Annotated in this window: 12 protein-coding genes and 7 tRNA genes; 10 read left to right on the forward strand and 9 right to left on the reverse strand. The window is 65.2% G+C overall.

Annotated elements, in window-relative coordinates:
- Positions 1–8: 8 nt before the first annotated feature.
- The 5 genes from adiC to AC5P99_RS03420 all read right to left on the reverse strand — a co-directional run bounded on the left by adiC (position 9) and on the right by AC5P99_RS03420 (position 6,208).
- Complete coding sequence (adiC, locus tag AC5P99_RS03400) at positions 9–1,361, reverse strand: arginine/agmatine antiporter (protein ID WP_495212900.1); 1,353 nt, start codon at positions 1,359–1,361, stop codon at positions 9–11.
- Positions 1,362–1,437: 76 nt separating this feature from the next.
- A complete protein-coding gene (locus AC5P99_RS03405; RefSeq protein ID WP_322534319.1) occupies positions 1,438–2,871 on the reverse strand; it encodes a DcaP family trimeric outer membrane transporter in 1,434 nt (477 codons plus the stop codon).
- Positions 2,872–3,383: 512 nt separating this feature from the next.
- Positions 3,384–4,226 carry a thiol:disulfide interchange protein DsbG gene (gene dsbG / locus AC5P99_RS03410; protein ID WP_005410070.1) on the reverse strand — a complete coding sequence of 281 codons (843 nt, stop codon included), beginning with the start codon at positions 4,224–4,226 and terminating at the stop codon, positions 3,384–3,386.
- A gap of 30 nt (positions 4,227–4,256) precedes the next feature.
- Positions 4,257–5,060 carry a TlpA family protein disulfide reductase gene (locus AC5P99_RS03415; RefSeq protein WP_495212901.1) on the reverse strand — a complete coding sequence of 268 codons (804 nt, stop codon included), beginning with the start codon at positions 5,058–5,060 and terminating at the stop codon, positions 4,257–4,259.
- A gap of 80 nt (positions 5,061–5,140) precedes the next feature.
- Positions 5,141–6,208, reverse strand: a complete 1,068-nt coding sequence (locus AC5P99_RS03420; protein ID WP_005410072.1) for a GlxA family transcriptional regulator — start codon at positions 6,206–6,208, stop codon at positions 5,141–5,143.
- A 187-nt stretch (positions 6,209–6,395) separates the two neighbouring features.
- On the opposite strand from AC5P99_RS03420, the gene AC5P99_RS03425 reads away from it, so the two are divergent.
- The 7 genes from AC5P99_RS03425 to AC5P99_RS03455 all read left to right on the forward strand — a co-directional run bounded on the left by AC5P99_RS03425 (position 6,396) and on the right by AC5P99_RS03455 (position 7,731).
- Positions 6,396–6,806, forward strand: a complete 411-nt coding sequence (locus tag AC5P99_RS03425) for a heavy metal-responsive transcriptional regulator (protein WP_005410073.1) — start codon at positions 6,396–6,398, stop codon at positions 6,804–6,806.
- 89 nt (positions 6,807–6,895) lie between these two features.
- A tRNA-Ala gene (locus tag AC5P99_RS03430) sits at positions 6,896–6,971 on the forward strand.
- A gap of 54 nt (positions 6,972–7,025) precedes the next feature.
- Positions 7,026–7,101 (forward strand) — tRNA-Glu (locus tag AC5P99_RS03435).
- Between the two features lie 185 nt (positions 7,102–7,286).
- Positions 7,287–7,362 (forward strand) — tRNA-Ala (locus AC5P99_RS03440).
- A gap of 49 nt (positions 7,363–7,411) precedes the next feature.
- Positions 7,412–7,487 (forward strand) — tRNA-Glu (locus AC5P99_RS03445).
- A 45-nt stretch (positions 7,488–7,532) separates the two neighbouring features.
- Positions 7,533–7,608, forward strand: a tRNA-Ala gene (locus tag AC5P99_RS03450).
- A 47-nt stretch (positions 7,609–7,655) separates the two neighbouring features.
- Positions 7,656–7,731 (forward strand) — tRNA-Glu (locus AC5P99_RS03455).
- A gap of 178 nt (positions 7,732–7,909) precedes the next feature.
- Here AC5P99_RS03455 and AC5P99_RS03460 read toward each other — a convergent pair.
- Positions 7,910–8,326, reverse strand: a complete 417-nt coding sequence (locus AC5P99_RS03460; RefSeq protein WP_005410074.1) for a GNAT family N-acetyltransferase — start codon at positions 8,324–8,326, stop codon at positions 7,910–7,912.
- Between the two features lie 77 nt (positions 8,327–8,403).
- On the opposite strand from AC5P99_RS03460, the gene AC5P99_RS03465 reads away from it, so the two are divergent.
- Positions 8,404–9,360 carry an SOS response-associated peptidase family protein gene (locus tag AC5P99_RS03465; RefSeq protein ID WP_495212902.1) on the forward strand — a complete coding sequence of 319 codons (957 nt, stop codon included), beginning with the start codon at positions 8,404–8,406 and terminating at the stop codon, positions 9,358–9,360.
- Positions 9,361–9,370: 10 nt separating this feature from the next.
- Here the strand turns inward: AC5P99_RS03465 and AC5P99_RS03470 are convergent, their stop codons facing one another.
- On the reverse strand, positions 9,371–9,751 hold the full coding sequence (locus AC5P99_RS03470) for a response regulator (protein WP_005410076.1): 381 nt from the start codon (positions 9,749–9,751) through the stop codon (positions 9,371–9,373).
- Between the two features lie 132 nt (positions 9,752–9,883).
- Between AC5P99_RS03470 and AC5P99_RS03475 the strand changes: the two genes are divergently transcribed.
- Positions 9,884–9,969, forward strand: a tRNA-Leu gene (locus AC5P99_RS03475).
- A 200-nt stretch (positions 9,970–10,169) separates the two neighbouring features.
- Entirely contained in the window at positions 10,170–11,603 is a 1,434-nt protein-coding gene (locus AC5P99_RS03480; protein WP_495212903.1) for a GGDEF domain-containing protein, read from the forward strand.
- On the opposite strand, the gene AC5P99_RS03485 is transcribed toward AC5P99_RS03480, so the two are convergent.
- A complete protein-coding gene (locus tag AC5P99_RS03485; protein ID WP_088436255.1) occupies positions 11,600–13,426 on the reverse strand; it encodes a methyl-accepting chemotaxis protein in 1,827 nt (608 codons plus the stop codon). The two genes, AC5P99_RS03480 and AC5P99_RS03485, sit on opposite strands and share 4 nt — an antisense overlap.
- Positions 13,427–13,680: 254 nt before the next feature.
- Positions 13,681–14,061 (reverse strand): GNAT family N-acetyltransferase, encoded by a 381-nt coding sequence (locus tag AC5P99_RS03490; RefSeq protein WP_237398658.1) that lies wholly within the window; start codon positions 14,059–14,061, stop codon positions 13,681–13,683.
- Between the last annotated feature and the right edge of the window lie 59 nt (positions 14,062–14,120).

The raw sequence follows: 14,120 nt of genomic DNA on the forward strand, positions 1-14,120 counted from the left end.
TGTCTAACTCAGGAACGCTGGGCGCCGGCGCTGATCGCCGAGGCCTCGCGGGCGCGCTGCCGCTGCTGGCGGCGCTCCTCGCTGAAGAAGGGATAGAACACGGTGATGAACAGCACGAACAGGAACGCGTACTGCACGATGGTTCCCGACGAGCCGTAGATCGCCCACAGGCAGTAAACGACGGTCAGGCTGGTCAGGGTCCAGAACGCACCGGTGTGGACCAGGGTGTGCGAGCGCTCGACCACGAAGTAGCAGGCCACGCACGAGTAGATGTAGGGCAGCAGGGTCAGCACCACCGCCGCCGATGTGATCACGTCGAACTGTGCCGACGCGGTTTCCGAGGTGGAAGTGACCAGCACCGCCAAGGTCATCAGCACGGCCACGATCAGCACGCCCTTGACCGGTACGTCGTCCTTGTTGGTCTTGCTGAAGATGCTCGGGAACAGGCCGTCATCGGAGGCCGCCTTGGCGCTCTGCGCGGTCAGCAGGATCCAGCCGCCCAGCGAACCGGCGGCACCGATGAAGGCACACAGGCTGACCAGCGCACCACCCCAGCCACCGACGGCCTTGGCCGCAGCCAGTGCGAACGGCGCATCGGAAGTCTGCAGTTCGCCATTGGGCACCATGCCCATGATCACCGAGGAACTGGCGATATAGGCGATGGCGGCCAGGAACACACCGGCCAGGGTGGCACGGGCCACGTTCTTTTCCGGGCTCTCGACCACACCAGCGGTGACCGAGGCCGACTCGACGCCAATGAAGGCCCACAGCGTCAGCGCCGCGGCGCTGGAGATCGCGCCGAAGTTCGATTCGCCGGACACGTTGTAGGCGCCCTTGAAAATGTCGGCATCGAAGAAGAACCAGCCGAAGATGGCGATGCCCAGGATCGGCACCAGCGCAAAACTGGTGGTGACGGTCTGCACCCGGCTGACGAACGCCGGACCGATCACGTTGGCGAAACTCAGCGCCCACACCAGGATCAGCACCGCGATGCAGCGCACCAGCGGCTCGGACAGGATCGGGAAGAAGTAGCTGAAATAGCCCACTGCGGCGATCGGAATGGCGACGTTGCCGATCCAGTTGGCGAACCAGTAGATGGTGTTGGTCTGGAAGCCCATGTACGGCCCGAACCAGTCGCGCGCATAGGCGTACGGGCCGCCCGCCTTGGGTGCCAGCTTGCCCAGCTTGGCGAACACGAAGGCCAGCAGCAGCGCACCGGCGGTGGTGATCAGCCAGCCCCAGATCGAGGCGGTACCGATCTTGGCCAGACTCGACGGCAACAGGAACACGCCTGAGCCCATCATGTTGCCGGCGACGAGGAAGGTGGCTCCGACCACCCCGATTTTCTTTGCTTCTGCCATGACAATCTCCTGTACTGGCATGAGCCCGGTACAACCGGGCGTGGGGACGGTTACGCTGGCGTACGACCGCTGGCGCTTATTTGATGAAGTTGTATTGCAGGCTGCCCTGCACCCGGACCGTGTCGCCGCGTGCGCCGCCCTGCTGTTCCAGGCGGCCGTACAACAGCTCCATGCCCATCGTCCAGGACGGTGCGGGGCTCCAGATCAGGTTGAATACGCCGTACCGGCTCTGTCGGAAGGCATCGGCCGCCAGTGCGGCGTTCCGCTCCAGGGTCAGCTGGCCGAAGATCAGGTTCGATCGCCACAACTCGGACCAGTAGTGGGTATAGCCGACGAAGCCGCCGTGCAGGTCCAACGCGTCGAGGCGGCCATCGGCACCGACCACCGCGTCCAGCCCGGAGCCGGTCAGGTCGGCGGTATAGCGGCTGAGGCCGCGTCCTCCCAGCGCACCGAACAGCAGCAGGTCGCGCTCGCCCACCGAGGCCGAGCCACTCAGCTGCAGGCCGCCGGCCATTCGCCGGTCGCGCTCGCCATCGCCGTCATAGGCCAGGCTGCGCGCCACCGCGCCCACCTGCAGGTGGCCCCAGTCGCGCTCCATGCGCGCGGTCACGGTTACGTCCGGCAGACGGTTCACCGCAGCCCGCTCATCATTGGCACCGGCAAGTTCAGTCTTCGGGTCTTCGGCCGCCACGGTCAGCGTGTTGCCCTTGCCCATCGTGAAGCTGTGGTGGATGCCGGCCACCAGCAGATAGCCGGCGCCGCCCGGCCCGGCGAAGTCCAGCGTGTCGGGCAGGCTGTCCGGGTCCATGAAGCTGGAGTAGCCATAGCCGGCATAGGTATTGCCGAGCTGTCCATACGCATGCCGCAGGCGGAACTCGTAGCCATCGCTGCTGCCGAAGAAGTCGTTCTCCAGATAGAAGCGCAGGTTGCCGTGCGTGGTTGGACGCCGCGCCTCGAAGCTGAAGCGGGTCTGCTTGGCGTGGATGTTGAAGTTGGAGACATCGCGGTGGCTGCCGCCCACCGGCATCGACGAGGGAATGAACTGATCCTCGTCGCCGGCCGCGCGCGAATCGGCGATGGCATCCAGCTTGGCGTAACCGCCGATGCGGATCACCGTATCAGTGCCGGGTATGGCAAAGAACCCCTTCAGATCCGGGTCGGTCGGGCCCGCCGCACTGTCCGGTCGCGATGCCGCAGTGGACGGATCAGCGACCGAATCGCGCTGCGGCAGTACCGGCTGCGCCACGCCCGGCACCTGGGTGCGATGGATCACGTCGGAAGGGGCGGCAGAGGCCATCGGCGCCATTGCAGGCGCGGCTGTTGCCTGCACAGGCGCAGCATCGCGCTGCTCAAGCCGGTCCAGCCGTTGCTGCATGCGTTCCAGCGCCTGGCGCATGGCGGCCATCTCGCGCCGCAATGCCTGCGCATCCTCTGCATCACCCTGTTGAGCGTACGCCGGCGTGATCGCCAGTGCCCCCAGGCATGCCAGACTCAGTACGGCCAAACGCATTGCATCCTCCCCTGACGAACACTCGCATCACGGTTCCGGAGCGCATGCATGCGCCGCCCTGGCTTCGCGTTGCCGTTGCTGGAAATGCGGGTACTGCGTCGACGACATCGGCCAGCCTGCGCACGGCAGGCAACAGGACGATGACACTGCCCCGCCTGCACCCATGTCGACTCCATCAAGGCCGCGCTGCCAGAGAGGTGGCGACCGCAGCGGTCTGGGTAACAAGCACAGAGTGAGAGTGTCGTGAATGGCTGTGCCGGCCGACCCTGATCAGGGCGTGGCGAGCGCGGCATCCATCGCGCATTGACGCTGTATTCCATGCGTCAAAGGCTAGTCTGTTTGTCGCTTTTGGCCTTGATTGGAATCAAGGCACGATGCTTGATCTCAGTCACGATTCAGACGTGACGACGAACAGACAATGCGCAAGCGGTTGTGTTCGCCTGAGGCAGGAACGCAACAGGCCCGCATGTCACCATGCGGGCCTGTGGTCTACATCATCATGCAGGCGTGGATCAGCGCGGACCAAGCACCGTCTGCAGGTCGTCGCCCTGCGGCAATCCGGCCCGGCGCTGCACCTGGCCCTGTGCATCCTGGAACAGGATGCCCGGGGTGCCCTGGAACCCCATCTCCAGCATCAACACCTGGTTGGCGTCGAGCTTGCCGGCGATCTCGCGGCTGATGTTCGGCAGCGCTTTGATGCCGCCACGGTCGAACTGGTGTTCGTTCTCCAGCAGCGCCGCGCTCGGATCACGTGCGGAGAGGATGGCTGCGGCCTTGGCCGGACTGTCCTCGCGGATCACACCCACCATGATGTGGCGCAGCTGTACCTTGCCGGCGTCGACCCACGGACGGGCCGCCTCCCAGAACTTGTGGCAATACGGGCAGTTGGCATCGCTGAAGGTATAGACCACGCGGGGCGCGTCGGCCTTGCCATCACGTACCCAGGCGCTGGCTTCAAGCTTGGTCCACATTTTGGCCGACATCGGTGCGGCAACCAGCTTCTCGACCGCTTCGGCAGCCACATCATTACCTTCGGCATCGAACAGGCTGCCCACCAGTACGTGCTTGCCATCGGCCGTGACATAGGCCGCTGCAGGCTGCTGCCCTCCCACCACGCCAGCAAAACCGCGCAGGCCGTCCGGCGCATCGAATTCGGCAACGACCTCGAAGCCGTGCTTCTCGATGCCCTTCAGCACCGCTGGGCGGTCGCCCTTGGCGGCAGATGCCGGAGCAGTCGTCGCCGATGCCGTGGCGGCCTTGCCCGGCGGCGTCTGTGCCTGGCTGCAGGCGGCCAATGCCAGCATGACCGGCAGCAGGAGCACCGCCGGGGCGGTGCGCAGGGAAATCGACAACATGGGAACTCCGTAGTGAGATGCCCGCGCAGGCTACCGCAGCCGGCGCAGTTTGTGTTCAAGGCCGGCTGCGGTCAGTTCGCCCAGGTGCAGTTCACGCAGGCGCCCATCGGCACCGAAAAAGAGCGTGGAAGGATACGCCTGAATGCCGAGCACGGTGGAAGCAGCAGCGTCATCATCCAGCAGCACGTTGCCCAGCATCAGTCGTTCGCCGGCGAGGAAACCCTGGACCTCATCCAGGGTTTCACCCTGGTTGAGGAATACGAACTGCACGTCATCATGTGCCTGTTGTGCCGTCGCCAGCACCGGCATCTCACGGCGGCAGGGCCCGCACCATGTGGCCCACAGATTCAGCACCAGCGGCTTGCCGCGGAACTGCTGCAGATCGATACGATCGCCTTGAAGGTCCGCCACCTGCAGCGCCGGCAACGGCATCTGCCGCTCCTGCCATGCCGACAGCAACTGGCCACCAGCGACCCAGAACAACACGCCTACCAGTGCGCTCGTCAGCACCGGTGCACGCAACTGACGCCACGGCCGCAGACGCCATAATCCCCACGACAGCCCGGCCACCAGCACCACCATCAGGTGATAGCCACCATCGGTGACCTGCAGAATGCTCCAGGGCTCCGAACGATAGAGCGCGAAATTCAGCACAACAAAACTGACACGACCACACAGCAGGCCGATCAGCAGCATGTCCAGCACGATGCCTGCTGCCGACGGCAGCGGCATTCCCACTGCCCTGCGCGGCCAAAGACGGGCAACGATCATGGCCAGCAACGTGCACATCAGGATCAACACCACCGGCATCGGTACCGGTCCAACACTCGACATCAGCCCACCTGTTCAAGTTCCACTGCCTGCATGGTCAAAGCGTCACGCCCAGGTTGCAAGCGCTCGCCCGCCACCCATGGTCAGGCCGCACTCCGCCCCAACTGCATTCCGGGGGACGCCTGCAGGCCGCGCAGACTTCCGGCCACCGACGGCATCAACGGTCGCTCCCGCCGCTTGCAGTTGACGTGGCGGCGATAGTTGGCCGGTGTCATGCCCACGATGCGGAGGAACAGACGCCGGAACGCGCTCTGATCAGCGTAGCCCACCCCCCAGGCCACCTCCTCGATGCCTGCGCCCTGCTGCAGCAGGGTCTGCGCCTTGGCAATGCGCAGCCGTTGGCAGTATTCGATCGGCCGCAGACCGGTCGCCCGGAGGAAGCGCCGCTGCAGGGTGCGCGGTTCCAATCCGGAAACCTCGCAGATTGCGGCCAGAGTGGCTCCTCGTGCGGCAGTGGTATGCAGCCAGCGCTGGGCCTTCAGCACATCGCGGTCACCGTGGGCGAAGTTGGCACTGAAACGCTCAAGATCCTGCTGGATTCCTGCGGGCACGACGATCCCAAGCTGTTGCGCGACCGCGCTCGCCACGCCCTGCCCGTGCAGCCGGTACAGCAAACGCAGCCCGAGGAAACGCCATGCCTGCGATCCGCCAACCGTCAGCAGATCGCCATCGTCGACCAGCGCCCGCTCACTGGGCACCCAGCTCACCGCCTGCGCCTGCAACCCTGGATGTCGCCCCAGATCGGGGCCGCTGACCGTTCTTCCGGCCAGCAGTCCCGCACGGGCCAGTACACCGACCCCGTCGCTGGCAGCAGCCAGCAGGCTGCCCCCGTCGTAGTGGGCCCGCAACCAGTCCAGCAGGACCTCTTCGGCGCGCAGACAGGCTCCGGGGCTGATCTGGCCGGGAACCGCGATCACCGCGGGAATGGCGGCGTCGAGCATTTCAGCACCCGCGATGCGGTGTACACCGGTCTGGCTGGCGGGAACGATCCAGCGGGTGACAAGCACACGCTTGAAGGGTCGGCGCTGCTGTTGGGCCAGGCGGTTGGCGACGTGGGCCATTTCGGCCAGCACAGAGGCGGCGGAGGGGTCCCCTCCCGGATATTCGACCACCGCAACCTCTACGAATGCTTCGTTCCTGACTCCCTCCACAGACCACCTCCTCGGTTCGTTGCAGGCCATCGAACGGCCGGTTCAGGCGAAGGGTAGGAACAGGCCCATCTGCGGGGCTATGAAGAAAGTTGCAAAGTGGGCTGAATGCGCGCACCGAGCTGAAGCCTTGACTCTCGACCAGACTCCAGGCTTCACAATGGCCGGCAGGATCCGCAGGAAAGCTGCCATGAACATTGGACAACTGGCCCGTCAGGCGGGCGTGCCGATCGATACGGTCCGCTATTACGAACGGCAGCAGCTGCTGCCGACGGCGGCGCGCTCGGCCGGGGGTTACCGCATCTTCGGCGAGCCGGATCTGCGCCGGCTGCGCTTCATCCGCCGCGCCAAGGCACTGGGCTTCAGCCTAGAGGAAATCGGAGAACTGCTCGCGCTCAGTGATCACCACCAGCAGGACATGGGCAGCGTGCGTGACACCGCGCAGGCCCGCCTGCAGGACATCGCACAACGGATGGCCGAACTGCAGCGCATGCACATCGCGCTGTCGCAGCTGGTCGACGCCTGCCCCGGGCATGGCGCGCTGGACCAGTGCCCGATCCTGGCCGCTCTGACCGACGACACCACCGCCGCAGGCGACTGACATCGGCTTCGCAACACGCGTGAAGAAAAGTGCAACAAATGCTTGCCAACCCCCTGGGGCAAGGCTATTATTTCGCTCCTCAGCGACGTGGGGCCATAGCTCAGCTGGGAGAGCGCCTGCATGGCATGCAGGAGGTCAGCGGTTCGATCCCGCTTGGCTCCACCAATCTTTCGGCATTAGGCCGTCGAAAGGTCGCTAAAGAACATTGATGAGAATTGCGTCCCCATCGTCTAGAGGCCTAGGACATCACCCTTTCACGGTGGCGACCGGGGTTCGAATCCCCGTGGGGACGCCACTCATCACGAACAACGAGGACCCGGCCGATAACCGGGTCTTTTTTGTTCACCGCCTACCGGTATTCAGGGTGTGGCGTTGCGGTTCCCCTGCCCTCGTGGCTGCGGTTGAAACCGGAACGAAAAAAGTTCAAAAAAGACTTCCACAAACGTGAACACGCAGGTATGATAGGCGGCTCGGTAACACGGGGCCATAGCTCAGCTGGGAGAGCGCCTGCATGGCATGCAGGAGGTCAGCGGTTCGATCCCGCTTGGCTCCACCACTTTCGACATTAGGCCGTCGAAGGTTCTACAACTTGAAGTTTTTCGTGCGTCCCCATCGTCTAGAGGCCTAGGACATCACCCTTTCACGGTGGCGACCGGGGTTCGAATCCCCGTGGGGACGCCAGTTTCAAAACGGACTCTGCTCCCGGCAGATCATCCGGAGTTTCATGGGGCCATAGCTCAGCTGGGAGAGCGCCTGCATGGCATGCAGGAGGTCAGCGGTTCGATCCCGCTTGGCTCCACCACTTCGACATTAGGCCGTCGAAGGATCTACAACTTGAAGTTTTCGTGCGTCCCCATCGTCTAGAGGCCTAGGACATCACCCTTTCACGGTGGCGACCGGGGTTCGAATCCCCGTGGGGACGCCAATTCTTGAAAACCCTGGCTTCGGCCGGGGTTTTTCTTTGCCTGAGATTCCCGGGAAAGCCCTGTCCACGCATGGCGTGGATCTACTGCAGGGCCGGGATGGATCCGGCGGCCGGTTGGCCCAGTAGATCCATGCCACAGATCCATGCCACGCATGGATGGCCTCAGCCTGAACACACCTCAGAACCGGCGATACATCCCGATCGATGCAGGTGCGGTGGGTGCGAAACCAAACTGCGCGTACAACCGGTGCGCTTCACCATCGGCCAGAAGGCTGACGTATGCAGACGGCGGCAGGTTCGCCTGCATCCAGCCATCCAGGCGACGCATCACTTCCTTGCCCAGGCCCTGCCCCTGCAGGCGCGGCAGCACGGCGATATCACAGACCTGCAGGTGGCACCCACCATCGCCAACGATGCGGCCCATCGCTACCAGCTCATTGCCCTGGTAGGCGCACACGCCATACAGGGTATTGGGCAGCGCGCGTGCCGCCGCCTCCTGGCTCTTGGCACTGAGGCCCGCCAGCACACGCAGCTGGCAATAGTCTTCGACCGTGGGGACAGCCTCGCGGAACTGGCAGCTGACGGAATCATTCATGCGGTATCTCCCTGTAGGTCGGGCTATCCTGCCGCATCCACGTCGCAACGACTGCGACCCAGGCCTGCAGAGTTCCCATGTGCTATTCCGCCCTGATCCGCGCTGACTACGCCAAGCTGGTCCGCGAGTTCGGTGCCATCCTGTCGCTGGAGGAGTTCGCCGAACTGTACGCGCACGATCCCGGCAAGAAGCGGCCGAAAACCCCCAAGGCCATGGACGACGGCTTTGCCGGCGCGCGCACCGAACAGGGTCGCGACATCGTTGCGAAGATCCAGCAGTGGCATGCGCAGGAACGCCAGAATCTCGAGGCGGAGCTGGCCCGCCAACGCGAGCGCCGCGATATCGCCCACGCGACGCTCGCCACCCGCCCCACCCAGAAGGCACGCAACGACCTGCGCGTGGCCGGCAACCGCATCGAGCGCGCCCAGGCCCGGCTTGAGGACCTGCACCGGGTACAACTACTGCCGCGCGACAACCGCATTTTTCCCGGCACCTACGCGCCGGTGATGGTCAGCGAGAGCGGCCGACGGGTGATCAAGCCGATGCGCTACCAATGCCGGCTGCCGGACAAGCCGGCACGCAACGACGTGCTCTACCCCGGCACCTACAACGCACGACGCGACAGCCTGGAAGGCTATTGGCGCGGCGCGTTCGGCCTTCGCCACGGCGTTGTCGTGGTGCAGGCGTTCTATGAGCACGTACCACGCCACGCGATCGCAGGGCGCGCGCTTGGCCCCAGTGAAAAGGAACAGGATGTGGTGCTGGAGTTTCGCCCCGACCCGCCCCGCGACCTGCTTCTGGCCTGCCTCTGGGCGGAATGGGAGGGACCGGAAGGACGCCTGCTCTCATTCGCCACGATCACCGACACCCCGCCACGCGATGTCGCCGCGGCAGGTCACGATCGCGGCGTGATACCGATCCGCAGGGAGCATCTCGATGCGTGGCTCAACCCCGATCCGGACAACCTGGCCGGGCAGTACAGCATCCTCGACGACCGCGAGGACATCCGTTACCTGTACGAGGAGGCCGGCTGAAGCGCCGTTCTCACGCCGTTGCGCTGGAACGGCCCACCGCACGGCTCAGCGCCCGGGTCAGGTCCGCCGACAGATACGGCTTGACCAGCAGTACTCCGGACAGCATAGACTCGGGCAGCTGCTCAGCCAGCATTCCGGTGGCAAGCACGAACGGTACGCCTCGCGCCGACAATGCTGCCGCCACCGGCTCGCTGGTCTCGTTGCGGGCCAGGCGATAGTCCAGCAGGGCCACATCGGGGACCGAGTCTTCCAGCACGCGCAATGCTTCAGCCACGCTCGCCGCCAACCCGACCACGGTCGCGCCGGCATGCACCAGCTGCATCTGCAGCAAGGCTGCGCTCATCTCGTCGTTCTCGACCACCAGCACCCTCAGGTCCTGCAACACTGTCATCGGCTATGGCTCCTGGAGGCATTCAAGCCGGCGCAGTATAGCCATCGCAGAGCCGATGCCGACAGGAAACGCCTCGATCTGCCTTGCCCCTATGAAAGCCCTGCCCTCCTCGGTTACACTCACACGCTGCCTGCCGGTGTGGCGGAATGGTATACGCAGCTGACTCAAAATCAGCCGGGGGTGACCCCATGAAGGTTCGAGTCCTTTCACCGGCACCACAGCATCAAAGGCCAGGTCCATGACCTGGCCTTTTGCTTTTCAGGCGATGCAGGCCCATATAGCCGCTCCGGTGTCACTGTGCTGACGCAAAACTGCGACCGCTGACAGGGTTGTCGCTAGACGTAGTGCACACTTTTCTTGCCAGCCTCACGTACATCTGCCTATCGTGATCCCGCCGGATCCGGGGGTGGGGGACTGCATGACGTTGCGTGCTGCACTGTTTTTTCTCGTCACGCACGCGCTCGTCATTGCCTTTGTCGGCCCGCAGGACCCGGTCGGCTCCTACCTGATGCTGATCACCGCCCCGCTGCTGGCTGCACTGGCCTGCGTACGGCGTGCACGTGTCAGCCAGGCGGCCTGCCAGTGGCGACTGCTCGGCGCGGCCGTCGGCCTGTTCTCTCTCGCGCTGCTGGCCCTGCTGTACCGCAATGTGGCCGGCCTCGCCCCTGCGCAGATGACCGCCTCAACACTGATCCTGTACGTGTTCTACCGGATCCCCCTGACCTACGTCGCTGCAAGCCCGGGCGGCGGGAACCGCTACATCCGTGCGGTGGACCTCGGGATCATTGCCCTGCTTTGGCTGCTGTACTACCTGCATGCGCGGGCCATGGCGCCGCTGAACACCGCCTTGTGGACGCAGTGCCTGAACACCATGAGCGGCGTGCAGAACAGCCTGGTGTTCTGCTTCGCACTGATCCGTTTCCTGGCCGAGGACGATCCGGACCGCCGCGATTTTTTCCGGACGCTGACGATCTACGCGCTGGGCTACTTCCTGCTGGCCTTCTACATCAATACCTATCAGCCGCAGGTGCCCGACGGCAATTGGGGCGACCTGCTGATCAGTGGACTGTTCGTGCTGCTGGCCATCCTGGCGGGCAGCCATCGTCGCTGCCCGGCAGTGGAGGTATCCCGCAGCCTGCGGCGCATCGTCGATGCCGGCGTACCACTGATGCTGCCCTTGCTGCTGATGCTGGTGGCGCTTCTGGTCGCGCGCCTGCAGCCGACCCTGGCCACGGTCGGCTTCATCGGCTCCCTGCTCGGCTATGCGCTGCGCAGCGTGCTGAGCCAGATCGAGATCCAGCGCCAGCGCGATGAACTGGAAACGCTGGCGCGGCGCGATCCGCTGACCGGACTGGGCAACCGGCGCAGCTTCGATGAATCGCTGGATCGGGCCCACCGCCGCGCGCGCCGCCAGGACCAGGGCCTGGCGGTACTGATGATCGACATCGACCACTTCAAACGGCTGAACGACACCTACGGCCACCCGGAAGGTGATCGGCGCCTGCGTGCCGTCGCCGGCATCCTCGATGGCTGCCTGCAACGGGGCGACGATCTGCTGGCCCGCTATGGCGGCGAAGAGTTCATCGCCGCCCTGCCCTCGCCCGATGCCACCCACGCCCTGGGCCTGGGCGAACGGCTGCGCGCTTCGGTCGAAGCCGCAGCCCTGCCCGCCCCCGTGGCCACCGTCACCATCAGCATCGGCGTGGCCTGGCAGGCACCCGGCGAAGACGGCGATCCGCGCGGCCTGGTCGAACGCGCCGACCAGGCCCTGTATCGCGCCAAGCATGCCGGTCGCAACTGCGTACGCGGCGAGACCGAAACCAAGGAAGAACAGTCCGGTCGCCGCGCCTAGACCGCATGCAGCGCCGCCGCTCCGTGCCGGTGCCCGGCACCGCCCTGCAAGCGGAAGCTGGCCACCGTCTGCAGCAGCTGCGCCGACTGCTCTTCCATGCTGCGTGCTGCCGCCGACGCCTCCTCGACCAGGGCCGCGTTCTGCTGGGTGCCCTGGTCGATCAGATCGACGGCATGGTTCATCTGCTGGATGTCGTCGCTCTGCTGCTGCGAGGCAGTGCTGATTTCGGTCATCAGGTCGCTCACCCGGCGCACGTTGGTCACGATCTCGTCCATGGTGCGGCCCGCGCTCTCAACCTGCGCCGTACCGGCACCCACATTGGCAACCGACTCATCGATCAGGTGCTTGATCTCCTTCGCTGCGCTGGCCGAACGCTGCGACAGCTCGCGGATCTCGGTGGCAACCACGGCAAATCCACGGCCGTGTTCACCGGCACGCGCCGCCTCCACCGCTGCGTTCAGCGCGAGAATGTTGGTCTGGAAGGCGATGCCGTCGATCACCCCGATGATGTCGACGATGCGCCGCGACGAGGCATTGATCACCGCCATCGTCTCGACCACCTCATGCACCACACTGCCGCCGCGCGCAGCGACATCGGCGGCTCCACCGGCCAGCTGGCTCGCCTGGCGCGCGTTGGTGGCGGTGCGCTGCACGGTCTCGGCCAGGCCCTTCATCGACACCGCGGTTTCCTCGAGCGAAGCCGCCTGCTGCTCGGTGCGCTGCGAGAGGTCGCTGTTGCCCTGTGCGATTTCAGTCGCGCCGACCGCGATGGTGTCCGCGGCGAACTTGATCTGGCCGATGATCGCGGCCATCGCCTCGACCAGCGAATTCACGCCTTCGCACAGTTCGGCGATCGAGCCATTCTTGTCGGCGGTGGCCACGCGCTGGGTCAGATCGCCCTGCTTGGCCGCGGCCACCACCTCGCGGGTCTGCGCCACCGCGCGCTGCATGGCCTGGTTTTCATGCACCTGCGCGGTGATGTCGGTGGCGTACTTGACGACCTTGAACGGCTTGCCATTGAGGTCCAGGATCGGGTTGTAGGATGCCTGGATCCAGACCTCACGCCCGCCTTTGCCAAGGCGCCGATACTGGCCGGCGTCGTATTCGCCGCGCCCCAGTTTCTCCCAGAACTGGCGATATTCGATGCTGCTGCGATGCTCGGGCTCGACAAACAACGAATGGTGCTGCCCGCGCACTTCGTCCAGGCTGTAGCCGGTGGCGGCCAGGAAATTGTCATTGGCCGACAGGATGCGGCCATCCATGCTGAACTCGATCACCGCCTGCGACTTGGTGATCGCGGCCAGTTGCCCCGCCGAGTCGGCCGCCTGCAGCTTCTGCGCGGTGATGTCGGTCGCGAACTTGACCACCTTGTACGGCCGCCCCTGGCGGTCCAGTACCGGGTTGTACGAGGCCTGGATCCAGATCTCGCGCTGGCCCTTGCCGAAGCGGCGGTACTGTCCGGCGTCGTATTCGCCGCGCCCCAAGCGCGCCCAGAAGTCGCGGTATTCGGCGCTGCGCGCCAGCTCGGGGTCGACGAACACGGAATGATGCTTGCCCTGGATCTCCTCCAGCCGGTAGCCCATCGCCTGCAGGAAATTGTCATTGGCCTGCAGGATGGTGCCGTCGAGCGCGAACTCGATGACGGCCTGCACGCGATGCAGCGCGGCCACCTGCGCTTCCAGCTCGGTGCGGTCGGTCATCGCCTTCTCTGTGCCGGTGCGTTGCTGCGGCGCCAGTACGCCAAGCAGCGCACGCCACGGCGACCAACGGGTGTGCAGCTCGGCCGGCGCCTGCGCGCCTGCCGTGAAGCCTGGAATAAGCATTGTCTGATCCTCGGTGTCCGGTAAGCGGTTGTGACCCGACGGGCGGGATGCCCGGCGACAACATCAGTTGCCAGGGACTACAGGTGCCAACGGCACCTCTCGAGCGACTGCCAAGAACGTCTGCTGCGGGTGCGATCGGCATCTGGGAGCGGCGGAACACACTGCGCGGACCGCCCATCGGGGGCAGCCTGGGGTCCTGCGGCGGGTGACTGGAGCGGGATCCAGAGGGAGTATCGGCGATGCCGTCAGCCGCTTTAGCGGGATTCCGCGACGTCCGTCGCAACTCCGTGCATTGCAGCCGGAATGCGGTAGACGATTGCCGTGTACTTCACGCCCTGCTCACGTGCTACAGGCAGTCCCCCGAGGGACTCAGCGAGGGAACAGCTGGACAGGTTCTGCTCGGCCACCGGATAGCGGAACGCAGCACAGCGCAGGCGCCCTGAGGCGGCCGACCACACCGCCGCCACGGCTTCGCGACCATAGCCGTGCCCATGCATCATTTCTGCGATCCAGATGCCCAGTTCGGGTTCTGCGTCACGGGCTCGATGCAGGCCTGCCAGGCCAAGGAATACACCGGGGCGTGAACGGCCGGAGGTGCAGCGCGGACTGTCGATGATCCAGTCGTCGGACGTCATGTTCTGCATTGCCTGGGCGCTGGGTACAGCATCGCTCAGCAGAAGGATGCAGCTCAAGG

It is taken from the genome of Stenotrophomonas sp. YJH_SMC_80 (genome assembly GCF_059372495.1).